Annotated in this window: 17 protein-coding genes and 3 pseudogenes; 10 read left to right on the top strand and 10 right to left on the bottom strand. The window is 62.0% G+C overall.

From position 1 onward, the window contains the following. Both PM2_RS31005 and PM2_RS30260 read left to right on the top strand, forming a co-directional pair. A pseudogene (locus PM2_RS31005) lies at nucleotides 1–1,208 on the top strand (T6SS effector BTH_I2691 family protein); the annotation flags it as partial. Between the two features lie 2 nt (nucleotides 1,209–1,210). After that, a complete protein-coding gene (locus PM2_RS30260) occupies nucleotides 1,211–2,089 on the top strand; it encodes a DUF6708 domain-containing protein (RefSeq protein WP_070087249.1) in 879 nt (292 codons plus the stop codon). Here the strand turns inward: PM2_RS30260 and PM2_RS21365 are convergent. Together PM2_RS21365 and PM2_RS21360 are read right to left on the bottom strand one after the other, a co-directional pair. After that, nucleotides 2,073–2,888 (bottom strand): class I SAM-dependent methyltransferase, encoded by an 816-nt coding sequence (locus PM2_RS21365; RefSeq protein WP_028699604.1) that lies wholly within the window; start codon nucleotides 2,886–2,888, stop codon nucleotides 2,073–2,075. The two genes, PM2_RS30260 and PM2_RS21365, sit on opposite strands and share 17 nt — an antisense overlap. Nucleotides 2,889–3,138: 250 nt before the next feature. Continuing rightward, nucleotides 3,139–5,325 carry an OsmC domain/YcaO domain-containing protein gene (locus tag PM2_RS21360; protein ID WP_016715737.1) on the bottom strand — a complete coding sequence of 729 codons (2,187 nt, stop codon included), beginning with the start codon at nucleotides 5,323–5,325 and terminating at the stop codon, nucleotides 3,139–3,141. 245 nt (nucleotides 5,326–5,570) lie between these two features. Here PM2_RS21360 and PM2_RS21355 point away from each other — a divergent pair, with 245 nt between their 5' ends. Genes PM2_RS21355 through PM2_RS21340 form a run of 4 tightly spaced genes read left to right on the top strand, consistent with a single transcriptional unit; the run spans nucleotide 5,571 to nucleotide 10,672 of the window. Next, the gene (locus tag PM2_RS21355; RefSeq protein WP_016715736.1) at nucleotides 5,571–6,026 is read left to right on the top strand and encodes a (2Fe-2S)-binding protein; all 456 of its coding nucleotides are present in this window, start codon (nucleotides 5,571–5,573) and stop codon (nucleotides 6,024–6,026) included. Continuing rightward, nucleotides 6,026–8,275, top strand: coding sequence for a xanthine dehydrogenase family protein molybdopterin-binding subunit (locus PM2_RS21350; RefSeq protein WP_028699605.1), 2,250 nt, complete (start codon nucleotides 6,026–6,028; stop codon nucleotides 8,273–8,275). The genes PM2_RS21355 and PM2_RS21350 overlap by 1 nt, the downstream gene beginning before the upstream one ends. Before the next feature lie 18 nt (nucleotides 8,276–8,293). Further along, nucleotides 8,294–9,637: a c-type cytochrome gene (locus PM2_RS21345; RefSeq protein ID WP_025754485.1), complete on the top strand. Its 1,344-nt coding sequence runs from the start codon at nucleotides 8,294–8,296 to the stop codon at nucleotides 9,635–9,637. A 12-nt stretch (nucleotides 9,638–9,649) separates the two neighbouring features. Then, nucleotides 9,650–10,672, top strand: coding sequence for an XdhC family protein (locus PM2_RS21340; RefSeq protein WP_016715733.1), 1,023 nt, complete (start codon nucleotides 9,650–9,652; stop codon nucleotides 10,670–10,672). 21 nt (nucleotides 10,673–10,693) lie between these two features. Here PM2_RS21340 and PM2_RS21335 read toward each other — a convergent pair. The 4 genes and pseudogenes from PM2_RS21335 to PM2_RS21320 form a co-directional block, all read right to left on the bottom strand. Further along, nucleotides 10,694–11,140: pseudogene (locus tag PM2_RS21335) on the bottom strand (transporter substrate-binding domain-containing protein); the annotation flags it as partial. 118 nt (nucleotides 11,141–11,258) lie between these two features. Then, complete coding sequence (locus PM2_RS21330; RefSeq protein ID WP_016715731.1) at nucleotides 11,259–11,900, bottom strand: LysE family translocator; 642 nt, start codon at nucleotides 11,898–11,900, stop codon at nucleotides 11,259–11,261. Between the two features lie 51 nt (nucleotides 11,901–11,951). After that, nucleotides 11,952–12,152 (bottom strand): DUF1289 domain-containing protein, encoded by a 201-nt coding sequence (locus PM2_RS21325; RefSeq protein ID WP_016715730.1) that lies wholly within the window; start codon nucleotides 12,150–12,152, stop codon nucleotides 11,952–11,954. 8 nt (nucleotides 12,153–12,160) lie between these two features. Then, nucleotides 12,161–12,478 (bottom strand): hypothetical protein, encoded by a 318-nt coding sequence (locus PM2_RS21320; protein WP_016715729.1) that lies wholly within the window; start codon nucleotides 12,476–12,478, stop codon nucleotides 12,161–12,163. A gap of 316 nt (nucleotides 12,479–12,794) precedes the next feature. Here PM2_RS21320 and PM2_RS21315 point away from each other — a divergent pair, with 316 nt between their 5' ends. After that, nucleotides 12,795–14,540, top strand: a complete 1,746-nt coding sequence (locus tag PM2_RS21315) for a BCCT family transporter (RefSeq protein ID WP_028699606.1) — start codon at nucleotides 12,795–12,797, stop codon at nucleotides 14,538–14,540. A 148-nt stretch (nucleotides 14,541–14,688) separates the two neighbouring features. Here PM2_RS21315 and PM2_RS21310 read toward each other — a convergent pair whose 3' ends face one another. Continuing rightward, complete coding sequence (locus PM2_RS21310) at nucleotides 14,689–15,168, bottom strand: VOC family protein (RefSeq protein WP_019096414.1); 480 nt, start codon at nucleotides 15,166–15,168, stop codon at nucleotides 14,689–14,691. 200 nt (nucleotides 15,169–15,368) lie between these two features. Between PM2_RS21310 and PM2_RS21305 the strand changes: the two genes are divergently transcribed. Continuing rightward, entirely contained in the window at nucleotides 15,369–16,019 is a 651-nt protein-coding gene (locus PM2_RS21305; protein ID WP_025754488.1) for a TIGR04211 family SH3 domain-containing protein, read from the top strand. A 123-nt stretch (nucleotides 16,020–16,142) separates the two neighbouring features. On the opposite strand, the gene PM2_RS21300 is transcribed toward PM2_RS21305, so the two are convergent. From PM2_RS21300 to PM2_RS21290, 3 genes and pseudogenes are all read right to left on the bottom strand, one after another. After that, the gene (locus PM2_RS21300) at nucleotides 16,143–16,406 is read right to left on the bottom strand and encodes a PA2433 domain-containing protein (protein ID WP_016715725.1); all 264 of its coding nucleotides are present in this window, start codon (nucleotides 16,404–16,406) and stop codon (nucleotides 16,143–16,145) included. Between the two features lie 94 nt (nucleotides 16,407–16,500). Then, nucleotides 16,501–16,839 (bottom strand): annotated as a pseudogene (locus PM2_RS21295) (LysR substrate-binding domain-containing protein); the annotation flags it as partial. 30 nt (nucleotides 16,840–16,869) lie between these two features. Next, on the bottom strand, nucleotides 16,870–17,751 hold the full coding sequence (locus tag PM2_RS21290; RefSeq protein WP_016715723.1) for a LysR family transcriptional regulator: 882 nt from the start codon (nucleotides 17,749–17,751) through the stop codon (nucleotides 16,870–16,872). Between the two features lie 115 nt (nucleotides 17,752–17,866). Here PM2_RS21290 and argC point away from each other — a divergent pair, with 115 nt between their 5' ends. Both argC and PM2_RS21280 read left to right on the top strand, forming a co-directional pair. Then, on the top strand, nucleotides 17,867–18,808 hold the full coding sequence (argC, locus tag PM2_RS21285) for an N-acetyl-gamma-glutamyl-phosphate reductase (RefSeq protein WP_028699607.1): 942 nt from the start codon (nucleotides 17,867–17,869) through the stop codon (nucleotides 18,806–18,808). 80 nt (nucleotides 18,809–18,888) lie between these two features. Then, nucleotides 18,889–19,575: a GNAT family N-acetyltransferase gene (locus PM2_RS21280; RefSeq protein ID WP_028699608.1), complete on the top strand. Its 687-nt coding sequence runs from the start codon at nucleotides 18,889–18,891 to the stop codon at nucleotides 19,573–19,575. Nucleotides 19,576–19,629 lie beyond the last annotated feature (54 nt).

Raw genomic sequence — 19,629 nt, 5'->3', positions numbered from 1 at the left:
AGGAGATGAAGCAGTTGCGCATTTCGGGGAGCCGGACGGTCTCGATAGAACTGACCACCACTGCGCGAGTGAAACCCAACTTTCTCGGGATGCTCACCTCGGGCGGAGGCGGTGGTTTGAACGCAGGGATGCTGTGGTACAACATCATATCGCTCCAGACGGCCTACAACAGCCTGCAAAAGAGCAATGCTCCGGAATACACCTTGGGTTTTGCTTCGTCGATTTTCGGGGTGATCGGTGCAGCAGCGGCGACGCTGGTCAGCGTAAGGACCACGCAGAAGGCCGTGATGCTGCGGTTAAGTTCGACAGCACCGGGGATGGCGTTTGGCAACGGAATTATCAAGTTCTTAAGTAGCAACCTGTTTGCACGCTTGGTTGGTTATCCGGCAATAGCATTTGGTTTCTTCGCGGACGGTGCTAAGGCGCTGCGACAGTACAGCAACGGTGATCTAACTACAGCCGGTTACACTGCGGTTGGTGGATTCACCATGGCCATTGGCTCTGCTGTCACCCTTGAAGCAGGTCTTGCCGTTGCGGGCGCGACAACATTGGTACCCTTTGCCGGATGGGCGGCAGCTGCCCTGGTCCTGGTAGGCGTAGCCATCATTGCAGGGGGCCTCTATCTACATGTCAAGGCACATGAACGTCTTCACAGCCCCATTGAGCTTTGGGCTGCACGCAGCATCTTCGGCAATCGCATCAATGATGGAGAGGTGCGTACTGACATTGCCTTAAACTATGAGAAAAAACTTCCTGCTTACGCCTCACTACAAGCCGAGGTCAAAGCGTGGCACAACGAACATTACGGGGCCAAGCTACTATCCGCCGAGCAGGCTGTATCACTCGGCATAACTAAAGTCGACACCCGATGGCATCAGAACGATCACTGGTCCCCACCAAACTGGACAGCCATTACACATAATGAAGTAGCCACACCTCAACCAACCGTTGAGTTCACCGTACTGCTACCAGGCTTTGTTCTAGGCGTAAGCGAATGGTCAGGAAGCTTGGGCGCCCTCCGTGATGACCAAGGAATGGACGTGTTTCCAATCGTCCCGACCGGCCACATCACAAGTGCTGGTTTGGTTCTACATTTCGAGAACACACTAGCCAACCAAAATCATGTCTCACTGCATCTAACTTACAGTGCCAATCAAGGCCTGAGCGAAGACAATGAGGCCCAATCAATCTTTCGTCTGGAGCGCTGATTATGGCAACCCTCTGGATATTCAATTCAACGTCAGACTCTGGGCACAAGCCTGCAATTGGGGGGCAACTGGCAAGCTTATCCGAGAATACTTTATGCCTGCGAAACCCATGGGTAACAGACTCCGTATTTATGGGAAAACTGTACTGCGCAATAACAGTCATATCACTCATTGGATTTTACCCTCAAATACTCCCAATCATCTTGGACCTATACAATGAGAGCATTGCATTAATGATCATATTTTTAATCTTTCCATTTGCCTTCACTCCTTTCCTAGCTTATCGGATTTTCTTTATAAAAGGCTTATCAACCATTTGCCTCAACCGCTCAACTCAAAAAATCTACTATCAACGCTTGAGCAAGGTATTCGTCTTTGAGTGGAGCAATACCGGCGGCGGCCTGTTCAAACGCACCGAAAACGGCGGCTCATCCTTCAGCACCAGCTACGCCCTCGCCTTCGCCCCCCGCCGAGCAGACGGCAGCCTCCACCAGAAAGACTGCCTGTGGGTCGACAGCAACGAACCCACCGAGTCCGACGTCAGGCACGTCGCCGAAGTCTGGGAATACCTGCGCCACTTCATGGCCCATGGCCCCGACAAACTCCCCCCACCCGGCGAACCAAACTGGTGGCACAAGCCACTGCATGCCATCTGCCTGACCCCGGCTGAAGCCTGGCGCCACTACGCCCCTTGGCGAACCGGAGAACCTGGTGAAATGCAGGGTAAGAAAAACTGGCAACTGCCCTTCTGGGCCGTGCTGTTCCCCTACAACCTCACCGTCGCCATCTGTTGGTACTTCATCTGCAAGCTCTTCAATGTTCGCGCGGCACCGCCACCCGCCGAGGCTTTTGAAGGTGTGCCGGCTACCGCCCGCGAATGATCACCACCTCAAGGTATTCGCTGGGCACCACCAACGATGAAGGCCCTCCCACATTGCAGTCATCCAGCAACTGAGCAAGGTCTCGCTCCAAAGCACTGGCCTTCTCCGCATCCAGCGAAGCAAACGCCTTGTGCACCGGCCCGTACCAGGTACGAAAAACCTCGATGAAATGCGCCGCCGAGCGGTAGCGGAAGTTGAAGTGCTGGCGACTGACATTCAGCTCACCCAGCACCCCTTCGAACATCACGCGCAACTGTTCCTCGTCACCCCACCGCGAGGGCGGCAAGGCCCCGGCGGGGGGCGGCACATGCCGCCCGAGGGTCTTGAACATCTGCCCGACAAAACCTTGCGGGGTCCAGTTGGCCAAGCCTATACGACCACCGGGCCGGCATACCCGCCCCAGCTCACGTGCGGCCTGGGCCTGATCAGGGGCAAACATCACACCGAACGTGGAAAGCACCGCATCGAAGGTGCCATCGGCAAACGGCAACGCTTCAGCATCGGCAGCCTGAAACAGCACATTCAGGTGTTCGGCCCGTGCCCGCTCTTCGCCACGCTTTAGCAGTTCGGGGACATAGTCGGTGGAGGTGACGCGGCAACCGCGTCGGGCAGCCGCCAGTGTGGCGTTGCCATTACCGGCCGCAACATCCAGCACCTGCTCATCCCAGCGCAGGTCACAGGCTTCTGCCAGGCGCTCGCCAACCAGTTGCAGGGTGGTGCCGATTACCGCGTAGTCACCGCTGGCCCAGGCGGCTTGCTGACGGGCTTTGAGGGCATTGGTATCCAAAGGGGTGGTCATGGTCTGCGCCTTTTTGCTGTGCGCGGCCGAGGTCCTTCTGGCGGTTAACGCGCCATGGATTTGGGGAGCAAAATGTTACGCGCCTCTCAGGCCAAGCGGAAAGGCGAATTGGGGATAGGACCGTGATCAAAGCGATATATGGCACCGGCTGCGCCGGTGTTCGCGGCGGTTCGACAAGCCCGCTCCCACAGTAAACGCGCAGGCGTCAGGATATCGGGCAGGGCTGCGAGCCCTGCAACCGATTGTGCACTCAGGCGAACTTGGCCCGGGCTGCGTGCAGTTTCTTGTAGCTTTCGATCAAGCGCAGGTGGCGATCAAGGCCTTCGAGCTTCATGCTGGTCGGGGTCAGGCCATGGAAGCGCACGCTACCATCCAACGAGCCCAGCACAGCATCCATGCGTGCGTTGCCGAACATGCGGCGGAAGTTGGCTTCGTAGTCGTCCATCTCCAGCTCGTCATCCAGTTGCACTTCCAGCACCACGTTCAGGGCCTGGTAGAACAGCCCGCGCTCAACAGTGTTGTCGTTGAACTGCAGGAACGCCTCGACCAGTTCCTTGGCCTCCTCGAAGCGCTGCACTGCCAGGCAGATCAGCAGCTTCAGTTCCAGAATGGTCAGCTGGCCCCACACCGTGTTTTCGTCGAACTCCACGCCAATCAGTGTGGTGATGGTGGTGTAGTCATCCACATCGCAGTTATCCAGGCGCTTGAGCAGCAGCTTCAGGGCGCGGCTTTCAAGGCTGTGCAGGTTGAGGATGTCGGCGCGGAACGACAAGGCGCGGTTGGTGTTGTCCCAGATCAGGTCCTCGACGGGGTAGATTTCCGAGTAGCCCGGCACCAGGATGCGGCAGGCGGTGGCGCCCAGGTTGTCGTACACCGCCATGTACACTTCCTTGCCCAAGTCTTCGAGGATGCCGAACAGGGTTGCGGCCTCTTGAATATTGGAATCCTCGCCGTGGCCGGAGAAGTCCCACTCGACGAACTCGAAGTCCGCCTTGGCACTGAAGAAGCGCCACGACACCACACCGCTGGAGTCGATGAAGTGCTCGACGAAGTTGTTCGGCTCGGTCAGGGCATGGCTTTCGAAGGTCGGCTGCGGCAGGTCGTTCAGCCCTTCGAAGCTGCGGCCCTGCAGCAGTTCGGTAAGGCTGCGCTCCAGTGCCACTTCCAGGCTTGGGTGGGCGCCGAACGAGGCGAATACGCCGCCGGTGCGCGGGTTCATCAGGGTGACGCACATGACAGGGAATTCGCCACCCAGCGAAGCATCCTTGACCAGCACCGGGAAGCCCTGTTCTTCCAGGCCCTGAATGCCGGCAACGATGGCCGGGTACTTGGCCAGTACGTCCTGCGGCACATCCGGCAGGCACAGCTCGCCTTCGAGGATTTCGCGCTTGACCGCGCGCTCGAAGATTTCCGACAGGCACTGCACCTGCGCTTCAGCGAGGGTGTTGCCAGCGCTCATGCCGTTGCTGAGGAACAGGTTTTCGATCAGGTTGGACGGGAAGTACACCACCTGCTCGTCCGATTGACGCACGAACGGCAGCGAGCAGATGCCGCGCGCCGTGTTGCCCGAGTTGGTGTCGTACAAGTGCGAACCGCGCAGCTCACCGTCGGGGTTGTAGATTGCCAGGCAGTGCTCGTCGAGGATCTCGGCGGGCAGCGCATCGCGTGGGCCAGGCTTGAACCACTGCTCGTTCGGGTAATGCACGAACGGCGCGTTGGCCAGGTCCTCGCCCCAGAACTGGTCGTTATAGAAGAAGTTGCAGTTCAGGCGCTCGATGAATTCACCCAGCGCCGATGCCAGCGCGGCTTCCTTGGTGGCACCCTTGCCATTGGTGAAGCACATCGGCGACTGCGCATCACGCACATGCAACGACCACACGTTGGGCACGATATTGCGCCACGAAGCGATCTCGATCTTCATCCCCAACCCGGCCAGGATGCCCGACATATTGGCGATGGTCTGCTCCAACGGCAGGTCCTTGCCAGGGATGTAGGTGGTGCTATCCGACACCGGCATCAGCAGGCCCTGGGCATCGGCGTCGAGGTTGTCAACCACTTCGATCACGAACTCGGGGCCGGTCTGTACTACCTTCTTGACGGTGCAGCGGTCGATCGAGCGCAGGATACCCTGGCGGTCCTTCTCGGAAATGTCTTCGGGCAGCTCGACCTGGATCTTGAAGATCTGGTTGTAGCGGTTTTCCGGGTCGACGATGTTGTTTTGCGACAGGCGAATGTTCTCGGTGGGGATGTCGCGGGTCTGGCAGTACAGCTTGACGAAGTAAGCCGCGCACAAGGCCGAAGACGCCAGGAAGTAATCGAACGGGCCTGGGGCCGAACCATCACCCTTGTAGCGGATCGGTTGGTCGGCGATCACCGTGAAGTCGTCGAACTTGGCTTCGAGACGGAGATTGTCGAGAAAATTGACCTTGATTTCCATGCGGGTTTACCGTGATTTAAGCGTGCAAAACGAAAGTGGCCGGCATTATCCGGGTTTTCAGCCTGGAAGTCCTGTTTACCTCGTCGCTTGCGCATTCCACCGGATTGCTTGCCTGATCCTCTGAACCTGCCCCCGCCACCAGACCAGCGGTCATCCCCCTGTGCTAGCGTTTCTTCTCTGGGGAACAACGTATTCCCCGCCCAGAAAAAACACAGCGATAGCAACCGATGATTGGCAGGTGAACCATGGAACTACGCATCAACCAGAAGACCTATCAGGTCGAGGTGGACGCCGACACGCCCCTGCTGTGGGTGATCCGCGACGACCTGGGGCTGACCGGCACCAAGTATGGCTGTGGCCTGGCCCAGTGCGGCGCCTGTTCGGTGCTGGTGGACGGCAACGTGGTGCGCGCCTGTGTCACCCCGGTGGCCGGTGTGGTCGGGCGCGAGGTGACCACCATCGAGGCAATCGAAGCCGATGCCGTCGGCAAACGGGTGGTCGCGGCCTGGGTCGAGCACCAGGTGGCCCAGTGCGGCTACTGCCAGTCCGGCCAGGTGATGGCGGCCACGGCGCTGCTCAAGCACACCCCTAAGCCCAGTGACGCGCAGATCGACGCGGCCATGGTCAACCTGTGCCGCTGCGGCACTTACAACGCCATCCATACTGCCGTGAATGCACTGGCCCAAGGGGAGCAGGCCTGATGAACACGCCCGTCGATACACCGGCCGAACTGCTCAAGCTGCAAATGGGCGAAACCGTCAACCTGTCACGTCGGCGCTTTCTTGCCGGCACGGCCGTCGGTGCCCTGGTGCTGGGATTCGGCCTGCCAATGGGGCCAGCACGCGTGCAGGCGGCGATTGCAGCCGCCCCGCAACGCGGCACCCAAGTGCCCGCGTTTCTTGAAATTCGCCCGGATGGCACGGTGCGCCTGCTCAGCCCCTTCATGGAGGGCGGGCAAGGGCCCTTCACCGCCATGGCGCAGATCGTAGGTGAAGAGCTGGATGTCGACCCTGCCCATTTCGTGGTCGACAGCGCGCCACCGGGCGAAGCCTATGTCGTCATGGAAAACGGTATGCGCATCACTGGCGGCAGCATGTCGGTGCGCATGAGCTACCCGACCATGCGCCGCCTGGGTGCCCTCGCCCGGGCCATGCTGCTGCAGGCGGGCGCCGAACAGCTCGGCGTGCCGGTCGAGGAGCTCTCTACCACACCGGGTAACGTAGTACATACCATGAGCGGGCGCTCAGTACCTTATGGCGAACTTGCCGGCCGCGCCATGGACCTGCCAGTACCCGCCCCGGACAGCGTCAAATTGCGCGACCCCAGCCAGTTTCGCTGGATCGGCAAGCCAGTGCGTCGCCTGGATGCCTACGACAAGTCCACCGGCAAGGCGCAGTACTGCATCGACATCAAGGTCGACGGCATGCTCCACGCCGCCGTGCAGCACGCGCCACGCTTGGGCATGACCGTGGGCAGCCTGCGCAACGAAAAGCAGGTCAAGGCCATGAAGGGCGTGCATTCCGTGCATCAGTTACCGGGCGCTGTCGCCGTGGTCGCCGAACGCTGGTGGCATGCCAAACGCGCGGTGGAGGCTATCCAGGTGGACTGGCAAGAGGCGACCGCCGACACCAAGGTGCGGGCGATGCCTGCAGACTTCTCCAGCGATGGCTGGCGCGAGCACCTGGCCACGGTCGAGGGCCCGGCACGTGATGAAGAGAACGAGGGTGATATCACGGGTGCCTTGAGCAACGCCAAGACCAAGGTAGAGGCCAGCTACCACAACCAGTACCTGAACCATGCCCAGCTGGAACCGCCCTCTGCCCTCGCCCGCTTCAACGCGGACGGCACCCTGGACGTGTGGCTGCCCAACCAGGCACCGGACATGTTCCGCGACGACATTGCCAAACGTACAGGCCTGGAGGCTGCGCAGATCAACCTGCATTCGCCACTGCTGGGCGGCTTCTTTGGCCGCCACTTCCTGTACGACTCGGCCAACCCCTACCCGCAGGCCATTGCCCTGGCCAAGGCGGTCGAGCGGCCGGTGAAGCTTATCTGGAGCCGCGAAGAGGAATTCCTGCGTGATGTGCTGCGCCCGGTCGCCGTGGTGAAGTTCCGCGCCGGCCTGGATGCCGACGGCATGCCAGTGGCCCTCGAAGCGGTAAGCGCCACCGAAGGCCCAACCGAGGCCCTGGCCGGCAAGCAAGGTGAAAAGATCGACCCGACCGCGCTTGAAGGGCTGTCGGGCAAGGCCTACGCCATCGCCAACAAGCGCATCGCGCAGATCTACGTAAAAGGCCCGGCCATGCTCGGCTACTGGCGCTCGGTGGGCAACTCACTGAACGACTTTTTCTACGAGTCGTTCCTCGACGAACTGGCCGACAAAGGCGGCAAGGACCCGTTCGAACTGCGCCTGCACCTGCTGCGCGACAACCCGCGCCTGACCAATCTGCTGAACGCGGTCGCCGACCTGTCCGGTGGCTGGAAGCGCGGCCCGTTCACCGCCGAGGATGGCAGCAAGCGGGCACGCGGCGTGGCCATGGCCTCGCCATTCGGCTCGGAGGCAGCAGTCATCGCCGAGGTGTCGATCGAGAACGGCCAGGTGAAGGTGCACGACATCTGGCAAGCCATCGACCCGGGCAGCATCGTCAACCCGGCGATCATCGAGCATCAGGTGAACGGCGCCGTCGCCCTGGGCCTGTCGCAGACGCTGGTGGAAGAGGCGGTATACGTGGACGGCAAACCACGAGCGCGCAACTACGACCTGTACCCGATCCTGCCGCCTTCACGCATGGCCCGGGTGCATGTGCGCATTGTCGAAAGCGGGGCGAAGATGGGCGGCATTGGCGAGCCTCCGTTGCCGGCCGTAGCCCCGGCGGTGGTCAACGCCGTCGCCCAACTGACTGGCCAGCGCGTGCGCAGCCTGCCGTTGAGCCGCCATACCTTCAGCTGACCGCACAAGGATCGCCCCATGACCCATCGCTTCGCAAGAACCGCTGGCTGGCTGGCACTGCCGTGCCTGGTCGCGGCAGGCCTGATGGCCTGGTATGTCACCCGCGAGCCTGCCTCGCCGTTCGTCGATGCACAGGCCATTGCCGCCGACCCGGCGCTGGTCAGCCGTGGCGAGTACGTGGCCCGGCTCAGCGACTGCGTGGCTTGCCACAGCCTGCCGGACGGCAAACCGTTCGCAGGCGGGCTGGAAATGGCCACCCCGCTGGGGGCTATTCACGCCACCAACATTACCCCTGATCGCGACAACGGTATCGGCAGCTACAGCCTCGCCGACTTCGACCGCGCCGTGCGCCAGGGTGTCGCGCCCGGCGGCCGGAGGCTGTACCCGGCCATGCCCTACCCGTCCTACGCCAAGCTCAGTGACGACGATGTAAAGGCGCTGTACGCATTTTTCATGCACGGCGTGCAACCGGCCCGGCAGGCCAACCTGGCCAGCGACATCCCCTGGCCACTGAACCTGCGCTGGCCCATTGCCCTGTGGAACGGCCTGTTCGCCGCCACCACGCCTTACGCCGACAAGGCCGGGCAGGATGCGCTGTGGAACCGGGGTGCCTATATCGTTCAGGGCCCTGGTCACTGTGGCAGTTGCCACACGCCCCGTGGCCTGGCCTTCAACGAAAAGGCGCTGGATGACAGCGGCAAACCATTCCTGGCGGGCGCCCTGCTCGATGGCTGGTACGCACCGAGCCTGCGTGCCGACCACAACACAGGGCTGGGGCGCTGGAGCGAAGACGAGATTGCGCAGTTTCTCAAAACCGGCCGCAACCGCCATGCCGTCGTATTCGGCTCGATGACCGAGGCGTTCAACAACTCCACGCAGTTCATGAGCGACGATGACCTGAGGGCCATCGCCCACTACCTGAAATCGCTTCCCGGCGACCCGCAGCGCGATGGGGCGCCGTGGCAGTACGTGGCCGAGTCGGCAGCAACACAGCTCAACAGCCCGGGCGCACATACCTACGTGACTCGCTGCGCCTCGTGCCACGGGCTGGAGGGCAAGGGCCAGGACCAATGGATGCCGCCTTTGGCGGGGGCAACCTCGGCGCTGGCGAAAGAAGACGCTTCGGCGATCAACATTACCCTGAACGGTTCGCAGCGGGTGGTGACGGCGGGGTTGCCTGATGCCTACCGCATGCCGGCGTTCCGAGAGCAACTGAATGACCAGGAGATTGCCGATGTGCTGAGCTTCGTGCGCACGGCCTGGGGAAACCAGGGCGGTGTCGTGAATGCACAGGCGGTGGGCACGTTGCGTGGGCATACCGACCCGGCCAGCAGTAGCCCGATCATTTTGCATATGCGCTGAACGGGAGCCTCCATGGAAAGCATCGACCTGCTGGTGCTGCGCACCACCCGAGACTGGCTCACCGCCGGGCACCGCGTCCTGCTGGCCACGGTCGCCCGCACCTGGGGCTCCTCCCCGCGCCCGGTGGGCTCGATGATGGCCTTGCGCAGTGACGGCCGGGTGGTCGGCAGTGTCTCCGGTGGTTGTATCGAGGATGACCTCATTCACCGTTACACCACCGCCTACGGCGGCCCCGGCATGCCCAACGGCCTGCCTCAAGTGGTGCGTTACGGCGTCAGCGCCGACGAAGCACACCGTTTCGGCCTGCCCTGTGGCGGCACACTGGAGCTTGTGCTGGAGTTCGCACCGCCGCTGCAGCACCTCGAACGACTGCTGGCCTGCCTCGATAAGGGCAGCCTGGTCCGCCGCGGGCTCAACCTGCACAACGGTGATATCAGCCTTACCCCCACCAGCACGCCTGACCTGTTCAGCTTCGATGGCCAACACATGCTCAGCACCCTTGGGCCGGGCTACCGTTTACTGCTGATAGGTGGTGGCGCACTGGCCGAGTACCTGGCCACCATGGCCCTGTTCAATGGTTTCAACGTTTCGCTGTGCGACCCACGCCCTGAGTACACCGCGGGCTGGAGCGTGCCCGGCGTCAACCTGCTGGCCGGCATGCCCGACGACGTGGTCCGCGCCTTCGCGCCGGACCTGCGCAGCGCCATCGTCGCCGTCAGCCACGACCCCAAACTGGATGATCTGGCCCTGCTCGAAGCCTTGCACAGCCCGGCGTTCTACATTGGCGCCATCGGCTCGCGGCGCAACAGCCAGCTGCGCCGTGAACGCCTGATCGAGCACTTCGGCGAAAGCGAGGCATCGCTGCAACGCTTGCATGGCCCGATTGGCATCTACATCGGCAGCAAGACACCGGCCGAGATCGCCGTCAGCGTCATGGCCGAAATCCTCGCGGCGAAGAACGACGTCACCCTGCCTGGCGCGGTCAACGTGACCCGGGCCAAGCACGCACGGGAGGCCGCGCACCTTCCTCGCTGATTACTGCCACCGCTTCAGGTTCTACTGCAACAACTGCTGCGGCAACGCCCCGGCCACGATCTTTTCCATTTGCCGCGCCAGCGCTTCACGCAAATGCGGCCGATTGCAGGGCGAATCATGCGAAAGCGCCAGGTAGAGCCCTTCGCTGGAGATTGGCGGTTCCAGCACCTGTACAGTGCTGGCAATACCCAAGGTGCGCGCCAGTGCCATGCCGGGGTACTGCTCGTACACGACATAGTCGCTGCGTTTGTGCATGAGTTTTTCGAATGCCTGCCTGGCGCTGGGTACTGTTTCGAGGATGAGGTTGGCCCTGGCAAACTCGTCGAACTGCTGACCGTGGCTGTTGTTGACCAAGGTCCCGCCCTTGCGACCTTTCAGGTCTGTCCATTGGTGGTAGGCAAAGGCATTGTCCTGGCGTAACCAGACCACGCTGGGCGTGTGCAGAAATGGCGGGGTGATGAAGTCCATCTGATCAACTGCAGCATTCATCTGTGCGGGCTGTAGACAGTCTGGACCCCGTGCGAAAAGTAGATGTGCCTTTCATCGGCTAACGGTGAAACGAGTCGTCGATTACCCTCTCTGGCAATCAGGCGCCCTGACGACGCATCGCCAGGATCGCCGCACCAAACCCGATAAAGGTAGTGCCCACCACCCGGCTCACCCAGCGCGACAGCGACGGCCGGGTCAGCACGCCTTTCGCCCGTGCAGCCAGCGCGGCATACAAGCTCAGCGAAACCAGCGACAATGCCACGAAAATACCGGTCAAGGCCAGGAATTGCGGCAACAGTGCGGCCCCTTGGTCGATGAACTGCGGGAACAGCGCCGTGAAGAACATGGTCGCCTTGGGGTTGGTCACTGCGGTAAGGAACGCCGACTTGTAGAGCTTCAGCGGCGAGGGGCGAACCTTCGCCGCCCTCTCGGCAGTAGCCTGCGCCAGCATCGGGCCTTTTTTCAGCAACTGCCGCACCCCCAGGTAGAACAGATAGCCCGCCCCCAGGATTTTCACAGCATTGAACAGCACTTCAGAACTGGCCAGCAGTGCGCCCAGGCCCAGCATGGCGGCTGCCGACAGGCAGAACAGGCCCGAGCCATTGCCCAGCGACGACCAGATCGTGCTGCGCTGGCCATGAGCCAGGCTGTTGTTGATGGCCATGAGGGTGGCGGGGCCGGGGCTGGCGATCGCGATGGCGGCAACCAGGGTAAACGCTAACAACGAGTGAACATCCATTTTCAGGCTCTTCAGGCAAATCAGGAAAGGCCCTGTACAGGGCGCGAGGGTTCAGTCGGCATTCTGCCGCTTGGCTGCCTTCTTGACGATAGCCTTCATCCGCGTCGCCGCGCGTTGCACGGTGGCCATCTTTTCCGGCCGTTTCATGCCCCGCCACTTGCGGATTTCGTCACGGGTGCGGCCGCAGCTCACGCACAGCTCGCTGTTGAGCTGGCATAACGAAACGCAGGGGTTGTCGATGTCTTTGGCCATGCCACCACTCAGCCAGGCAGTTCTGCCCGCGCACGCTCGGCAGCGCTATGAAACACCTGGCGCACTTCGTCGGCCTTGACCTTGCTCACCGACCTGGCAGCCAGCAGCTCATCAACCACCCGGATGCACTGGCCCAGGGCGGTGTCCAGTTGCTCGGCGTCAGATGCGTCAGCGATATCACCCAGATAGGGAGCGATGAGGTACACATAACGGTCCTGCAGCTTGAGCGCTGCCAGCGCGTCGAGGGCTTTCTGGAACCGATCGGCAGCGGCAGGGCTCATGCTCAATTTATCGAAATGAATCAGGCTCACACGATCAGTGGCCATTTTGACGAATCTCCGTTTCCTGGTACGGCCAGGCCCGCAAGCAGCAGCGCTTCTACGGTGCTCGGATGAGCGGGCCCGGGTAATGCCCATCAGGGTACCAGAACCCGAGGCAGAAAGGGCTATTGCCCCCAGAACTAAAAGTATTTGCCAAGTCGCGCAATGGACGCCCCAGGGCGTTATCGGGACAGGGGGCGCCTTTTCCCGCGCAGGATAATCGCGCCAGCATTCCACCCCGCCGAGGCCGTCATCGAACTCGGTAGCCCACACAACAACAAGCCTGTGCATGCAGGTAAGCCACAAAGGGGCCTCATCATTCATGGCAAAGGAACACATCACCGAAACGCTCGACCTCGGCGTGACGGACCCCTCGAAAACCGCAGAAGCCCGCCAGGACCGGCATTTCGAGGGCAAACTCGACGGCGTCGTGTTTGGTTTCACCAGCCTCCTGGCAATCGCGTTCGTGTTCTGGGGCTTCCTCAACCAGGCCAGCCTCGCCAGCAGCGCTTCCAGCGCGCAGTCCTGGGTCATTCTCAACTTCGGCTGGTTCTTCGTGCTCACATCCACCTTGTTCGTGGTGTTCGTGCTGTGGCTGGCCGCCAGCCGTTATGGCCGGGTGCCACTAGGGCGTGATGGCGAGCAGCCAGAATTCCGTACGGTGTCCTGGGTGGCCATGATGTTCAGCGCCGGCATGGGCATCGGCCTGATGTTCTTCGGCGTAGCTGAGCCGCTGTCGCACTATGTGTCGCCGCCGCCAGGCTCGGCCACCGGGCAGACAAGTGAAGCGATGCAGGTGGCCATGGCCACCACCTTGTTTCACTGGACCCTGCACCCTTGGGCCATGTACGCCATCGTCGGCTTGGTGATTGCCTATGGCACCTTCCGCCGTGGCCGCTCACAGCTGATTTCCGCGGCCTTCCGGCCGTTGATCGGCAAGCACGCCAACGGCCCGCTAGGGCGCATGATCGACATGATGGCTATTTTCGCCACGCTGTTCGGCTCGGCGGCCTCATTGGGCCTTGGGGCCCTGCAGATTGCTGGCGGCCTGGAGTACAACGGCTGGATCGAGAGCCCCGGCAAGCTGTTCTACATCTCGATCATCACCCTGCTGACCATTGCCTTCGTCACCTCGGCGGTGTCGGGCATCGGCAAGGGCATCCAGTGGTTGTCCAACACCAACATGGTGCTGGCACTGGTGCTGGCGGTGTTCGTGTTCATGGTCGGCCCGACGTTGCTGATGCTCAACCTGCTGCCTACCTCGCTCGGCATCTACATCAAGATGCTGCCGGAAATGATGGCCCGTACCAACGCCAGCGGCGGTGAGCAGATGAACAGCTGGCTGGCCGGCTGGACCGTGTTCTACTGGGCCTGGTGGATTTCCTGGACACCGTTCGTGGGCATGTTCATCGCCCGCATCAGCCGCGGCCGCACTATCCGCCAGTTCGTTACCGGTGTACTGCTGGTGCCCAGCCTGGTGAGCCTGGTGTGGTTCACCATTTTTGGCGGTGCGGCCATCGATGCCGTGCGCGAAGGCGCATTCCAGCTGGCTAATGGCGCAGTCAACAGCAACCACGCGCTGTACCAGTTGCTGGACAGCTATCCGCTGGCTTCAGCGACCTCGGTGCTGGTGATGATCCTGGTGGGCATCTTCTTCGTTTCCGGTGCCGATGCCGCCTCGCTGGTGATGGGCACACTTTCGGAACACGGCACCACAGCGCCCTCGCGGCGCACGGTGATTTTCTGGGGCGCGCTGACCGGTACCGTGGCGGCGATCATGCTGGCGATTGGCGACCCACGGGCCCCCGGCGAGGCGCTGACGGGGTTGCAGAACCTGACCATCGTCGTGGCCCTGCCCTTTGTGGTGGTGATGGTGCTGCTGTGCCTGGCCCTGTACCGCGACCTGCGCAAAGACCCGATGATGCTGCGCCACCTGCGCGGTAACGAGCTGATCGAGAAGGCCGTGCTGTATGGCGCGGTGAAGCATGGCGAGGAGTTCTACATCGTGGTGCAGGAGAAGAAGGCCTCAGTGAAGGCCGCGGCAGAAGCCGAAGTGACCGGTAGCTGACCGGGCCGGCCTGTAAACCGGGGCTGCTGCGCGGCCCCAACGCTGCCAGCATGCAGAACTCCAAGGGTGTGAGCGCCAGGAACGGCGGCACGCCTCGATAAGCGATGTTTTCCAGGACAAAACGATAACCAGAGCGCATAGACCGGCATCACCCCTTCAATGCCGCCGCAATTTTTGCCACATCGATCTTGCCCATCTGCATCATGGCCTCGAACGCCCGTTTGGCTGCGGCGCGGTCGGGATGGCCGATGGCTTCGATCAGGATACGAGGGGTGATCTGCCAGGAAATCCCCCATTTGTCCTTGCACCAGCCGCAGACGCTGGCCTCCCCGCCATTACCGACAATGGCATCCCACAAGCGGTCGGTTTCGGCCTGGTCTTCGGTACTGACCTGGAACGAAAACGCCTCGCAATGCGTAAAGGCCTTGCCGCCATTGAGCCCCACGCAGGGTATGCCCATGACGGTGAATTCGACCGTGATGACATCGCCCTCCTTGCCCGAAGGATAGTCACTTGGCGCCTTGTGCAGGGCAATCACTTTACTGTCCGGGAATACGCTGGCGTAAAAGTTGGCAGCCTCCTCGGCATCGTTGTCGAACCAGAGGCAGACGGTGTTCTTGGCAGTCATGGTCTTGCTCCATGAAGGTGTCAACCTTTCATTCTAGCGCTAGCTCCGATAAAGCTCCTGCAACATCCTGCAGACATTTCCGATATCAGGTAGTGAACCTGCTTACAAAAAAACGGTCTTTCGCTGACGGTCAACTCACCGACCGGTTCATCGGCCCAGTCACCGGGCCTACTTTTGTCCTGTTTCAGCGAAGACCGAACATGCCCGATTTCCGCCCAACCGCTTCCGCCCTCCCTGCCCTGCGCGGCGGCCTGATTGCCGCTCTGGTGGCCCTCGCCGTACCGGCGTACGCCGAAGAGCCCGCCAGTGATGCACGCTGGGTCAGCGACAGCCTGAGCACCTACGTGCGTAGTGGCCCGACCGATGGGCACCGCATCGTCGGCACCCTCAAATCCGGGCAGAAGCTGACCCTGATCGGCAGCCAGGGCAACTACAGCCAGGTGCGCGGGCAGAACGGCGACGTGGTGTGGATCCTCAGCAACGACCTGCAGGCCGTGCCGGGGCAGAACGAGCGCCTGCCGCAGCTCGAGGCCCAGGTTGCGGAACTGACCGGGCAGTTGAAGACCATCGACGACAGCTGGAAAAGCCGCGTGCAGGGCATGCAGGAAACCCTGGATTCACGCAAGAAGCTGAACGACGAACTGGAGGCGCGCAACAAGGCACTGAGCGAGCAGCTTGACCAGAGCCAGTCGGACCTGCGCGATACCCAGGCACGCCTGGGTGACGAGAACAAACAGGTGATGATGCGCTACATGGTGTATGGCGGCAGCATTGCCGGGGCGGGGTTGCTGGCGGGGTTGATCCTGCCGGCGCTGACCCGGGGGCGGAAGAAGAACGATCGCTGGTTCTGACAGTGGGGCCATCCTGCACTGGCTTCTTCGCGGGCTCGCCCGCGCTCACAGGATTTTCAACAGGTTCGAGGCCGGTGATGTACCTGTAGGAGCGGGTTTACCCGCGATGAGGCCCGCGAAGGCTTATTTGCTACGTGCCTTGTTGTAAATGGTCTTGGCCTGGTCCGCCGAGGCCTGGCACTGGGTATAGTCACCCTTGCTCTGAGCATCCTTGGCATTTTGCATGTGGACTTTGAAATCATGGGCCATGCCGCCGTGCATCGCTTGGCCACTGGCCTTGTGGAAATCCTCAAGCTCCTTGACCTTGGCTGCACAGTTGCTCGCCGGGTCGGCATGGGCGGCAAAACTCAACACAGAAGCAATCACCAGCAGTACGATGGATTTCATGGAGTGCTCTCCTGGGAAACCGGAAGGGTCATCGAGATGACATTGGCTCGACGCAGCAAACAGCATAGTCGGGCTTACGCCCCGGCGCTTCGGCTCAGCCCTGGGGCCGTGCACCTTCGGCAAACAGAAAATCAATGAACACCCGCACCCGCAACGGCATGTGCGGGCCGTGCGGGTAGATCAACATGAACGGCCGTGTCGTCCCGCCAAACTCAGCAAGCACCTCCACCAACTCGCCGCTGGCCAATGCGTCCTGCACGGTAAAGCGGTAAGCCTGCATCAAGCCGCCGCCATGGCGTACCAGCGTTGCCGTGGCAAGGAAGTCGCCCAGGCAGGTGAATGCGCCTTGGGTTTCGATCTCGATGTGGCCGCCATCCTGGCGAAAACTCCCGATAACTGGGGAGTGGGTGGCGGGACGGTGACCGTGGTGCGGGCACGAGAGCGAGGGTAAAGCCGGTAATCGCTACTGCCGCAACCGCTCCAATGCCTGCAACACATACGCCGTTGCCCGCTCAACCTGGCCTTCCCGGCAAGCGATACCCAACTGCCTCCACAACCCAGGCCGCAGTGGCCGGCGTGCAATGCGCCGGTCCAGCTCGGCCGCCTCGCCCTCCTGCGGCAGTAACGTCGCCCCGTACCCGGCGCCGACCAGGCTCTTGATCGCATCGTTGTAATTCAGCTCGATCCGAGGCTCTGGGTACAACCCCGCTGCCGCAAACCACTCCCCTGTCACTCGCGAGAGCTGGGTGCTGCTGTCATTGAGGATCAACGCCCTTTGCGCCAGCCAGGCCGGGGTAACCCGGGCCGGTGGCTGCCAGTCGACCGGCACGTAGGCCAGGATCGGATCGCGCCGCCAGGGCGTCACTGTCAGCCCTTTGCCGGCGACTTGCGGCAAGGCCACAAGGCCTATATCCAGCGCGCCTTCACGCAAACGCGCCAGCGATGCCTGGGACGTCAGCACCTGGACCTGCACGTCGATCCCCGGGTGCTCCACGCGCAGGTGCTCCAGTGCCTGTGGCAACAAGTGAGCGATGGCACCAGTGGACGCGCCCAGGCGTACCCGGCCGGTCAGCCCCTCGACCTGTCGGCGGACTTCGTCCAGCGCCAGGTCAGCGTCGGCCAGCAAGCGCCGGGCGCGCGCCAGCAGTGTTTCTCCAATGGCAGTAGGGCGCACCTGGCCGCGGGCACGGCTAAGTAACGGCGCACCGATACGTGACTCCAGTTCAGCCACATGCAGGCTGATGGTGGGCGGTGCCAAGTTGAGCTGGCGAGCGGCCTCGGCGAAGGAGCCCAAGTCGCTGATGACCACCAGGGTGCGCAGGCGGTCGAGGCTGATTTCACGCATGGTCTGTGCTGGCCTTTCATTCAGTAAAAATGAACATCAGCATCATGATATTCAAATTTCCATTAACTCAGCCACAGGCGAGCATTGGTCATCCCAACCCTACCGGACCCTGACCATGCACACCCCTGTTGTTTTCATCGACGGCGACCAAGGCACCACCGGCCTGCAGATCCATGCACGCTTGCAAGGCCGCAGCGACCTGCGCCTGCTCACCCTCCCCGAGGCCGAACGCAAAAACCCGCAACGCCGCCGCGAGGCCATCAACAGCGCTGACATCGCCCTGTTGTGCCTGCCCGACGACGCCGCCCGTGAGGCCGTGGCGGCGATCCATAACCCGCAGGTGCGGGTGATCGACGCCAGCTCGGCGCATCGCACCACACCGGGCTGGGTCTATGGCCTGCCAGAACTCGACGAGCAGCAAGCCGAGCGCATCGCCTTAAGCAAACGCGTCAGCAACCCAGGCTGTTACCCAACTGGCGCTATTGCCCTGCTGCGCCCGCTGGTCAAGGCTGGGTTACTACCCGCCGACTACCCGCTGGGCATCCATGCCGTTTCCGGCTACTCCGGCGGTGGCCGTGCGGCGGTCGAGCGCCACGAGCACCCCGGTGTGAGCAAGGCACCGACCCTGCAACTGTATGGGCTGGAACTGGCACACAAGCACGTACCCGAAATTCAGCAGCACGCCGGGCTGTCGGCACGGCCGGTGTTCATGCCCGGCTATGGGGCCTACCGCCAGGGCATCGTGTTGAGCATCCCGCTGCAACTGCGCCTGCTACCCGGCCAGGTCAGCGCCGATCAGCTGCAGGCCTGCCTGGAGCAGCACTACCAGGGGGCCCGCCACGTGCAGGTGATGCCGCTGCACCAACAAGGCGTAGCAGCCAACCTTGACCCCGAAGCATTGAACGACAGCAACGACCTGCGCCTGGCACTGTACGCCAACCCCGAACATGGGCAGGTGTTGCTCACTGCGGTGTTCGATAACCTGGGCAAAGGTGCCTCGGGTGCTGCGGTGCAAAACCTCGACCTGATGCTCGGTGCACTACAGGCACAAGGCTGATGGGGCAAAACCGGTTAAACTGTACAACCCGCGCCTACACGGCGTGGGCTGTATTCCTACCCGCCGGAGCCTGCCCCCCGATGTTCATCCTGAGCCGCCTCGACAGCGTGCCGCCCGAATCTTTCCAGAACCAGATCCGCGAACTGGTGATCCACAATGTCGGTGAATTGAGCAGTGTTGCCATCACCGCCGACAACCCGCTGTACCCGCTGTACCAGTACGGCGTTGGTATGGAAGTGCATCAGTACCTGCAAGCGCTGGACGGTACCCGTGGCCTGGCCGTGGCGCTAACCCTGGCACTGGATGCCGAAGCACCGGACCATTTGCTGGGCTTTGCCCTGTCGCTGCCGGCCGAGGACGATGACCAGTCGTGTGCGCTGGCATTCCTGGCCGTAAACGTCAGCCATCGCCGCCAGGGCATCGCACGCGCCTTGCTGGGCGACCTGCAGGCGCGCCATGCCTGTGTGGAACTGAATGCCTTTGCCAATCAGGTGCCTTGGTTCGAGGCGATGGGCATGCAAGTTGTAGCCGCCAATGGGCCGCAGGTACTGATGAGCAGTACCGGGCAGGCCAGTGGTGCGCTGATCGGGCGGTTGGACATTGCGCCGATTTATCAGACGACAGAAGTGCTGCAGATTCATACCTACCTGCTTAACCAGCAGGGTGAGGATGCGATGATCGAAGCCGAACAGATGCGGGACGAGCGGCTGGATGAATTGACCGTTCAAGCCCAAGAATGTGTGCGACAGCGCAAGACTGTGCATTGATCCGAGGGCCTCTTCGCGGGTTTACCCGCGAAAAGGCCCCTCTGGCCCCTCTGG

This window comes from Pseudomonas monteilii NBRC 103158 = DSM 14164 (assembly GCF_000730605.1).
Taxonomy (GTDB): domain Bacteria; phylum Pseudomonadota; class Gammaproteobacteria; order Pseudomonadales; family Pseudomonadaceae; genus Aquipseudomonas; species Aquipseudomonas monteilii.
Note: the sequence above shows the minus strand (reverse complement) of the source record. Positions and strands in the feature narration are given on the sequence as shown.

Excerpts from the sequence above, each read along its gene's own strand:
- PM2_RS30260 (WP_070087249.1), top strand. The coding sequence starts at position 1,211 with ATGGCAACCCTCTGGATATTCAATTCAACGTCAGACTCTGGGCACAAG.
- PM2_RS21365 (WP_028699604.1), bottom strand. The coding sequence starts at position 2,888 with ATGACCACCCCTTTGGATACCAATGCCCTCAAAGCCCGTCAGCAAGCC.
- PM2_RS21360 (WP_016715737.1), bottom strand. The coding sequence starts at position 5,325 with ATGGAAATCAAGGTCAATTTTCTCGACAATCTCCGTCTCGAAGCCAAG.
- PM2_RS21355 (WP_016715736.1), top strand. The coding sequence starts at position 5,571 with ATGGAACTACGCATCAACCAGAAGACCTATCAGGTCGAGGTGGACGCC.
- PM2_RS21350 (WP_028699605.1), top strand. The coding sequence starts at position 6,026 with ATGAACACGCCCGTCGATACACCGGCCGAACTGCTCAAGCTGCAAATG.
- PM2_RS21345 (WP_025754485.1), top strand. The coding sequence starts at position 8,294 with ATGACCCATCGCTTCGCAAGAACCGCTGGCTGGCTGGCACTGCCGTGC.
- PM2_RS21340 (WP_016715733.1), top strand. The coding sequence starts at position 9,650 with ATGGAAAGCATCGACCTGCTGGTGCTGCGCACCACCCGAGACTGGCTC.
- PM2_RS21330 (WP_016715731.1), bottom strand. The coding sequence starts at position 11,900 with ATGGATGTTCACTCGTTGTTAGCGTTTACCCTGGTTGCCGCCATCGCG.
- PM2_RS21325 (WP_016715730.1), bottom strand. The coding sequence starts at position 12,152 with ATGGCCAAAGACATCGACAACCCCTGCGTTTCGTTATGCCAGCTCAAC.
- PM2_RS21320 (WP_016715729.1), bottom strand. The coding sequence starts at position 12,478 with ATGGCCACTGATCGTGTGAGCCTGATTCATTTCGATAAATTGAGCATG.
- PM2_RS21315 (WP_028699606.1), top strand. The coding sequence starts at position 12,795 with ATGGCAAAGGAACACATCACCGAAACGCTCGACCTCGGCGTGACGGAC.
- PM2_RS21310 (WP_019096414.1), bottom strand. The coding sequence starts at position 15,168 with ATGACTGCCAAGAACACCGTCTGCCTCTGGTTCGACAACGATGCCGAG.
- PM2_RS21305 (WP_025754488.1), top strand. The coding sequence starts at position 15,369 with ATGCCCGATTTCCGCCCAACCGCTTCCGCCCTCCCTGCCCTGCGCGGC.
- PM2_RS21300 (WP_016715725.1), bottom strand. The coding sequence starts at position 16,406 with ATGAAATCCATCGTACTGCTGGTGATTGCTTCTGTGTTGAGTTTTGCC.
- PM2_RS21290 (WP_016715723.1), bottom strand. The coding sequence starts at position 17,751 with ATGCGTGAAATCAGCCTCGACCGCCTGCGCACCCTGGTGGTCATCAGC.
- argC (WP_028699607.1), top strand. The coding sequence starts at position 17,867 with ATGCACACCCCTGTTGTTTTCATCGACGGCGACCAAGGCACCACCGGC.
- PM2_RS21280 (WP_028699608.1), top strand. The coding sequence starts at position 18,889 with ATGTTCATCCTGAGCCGCCTCGACAGCGTGCCGCCCGAATCTTTCCAG.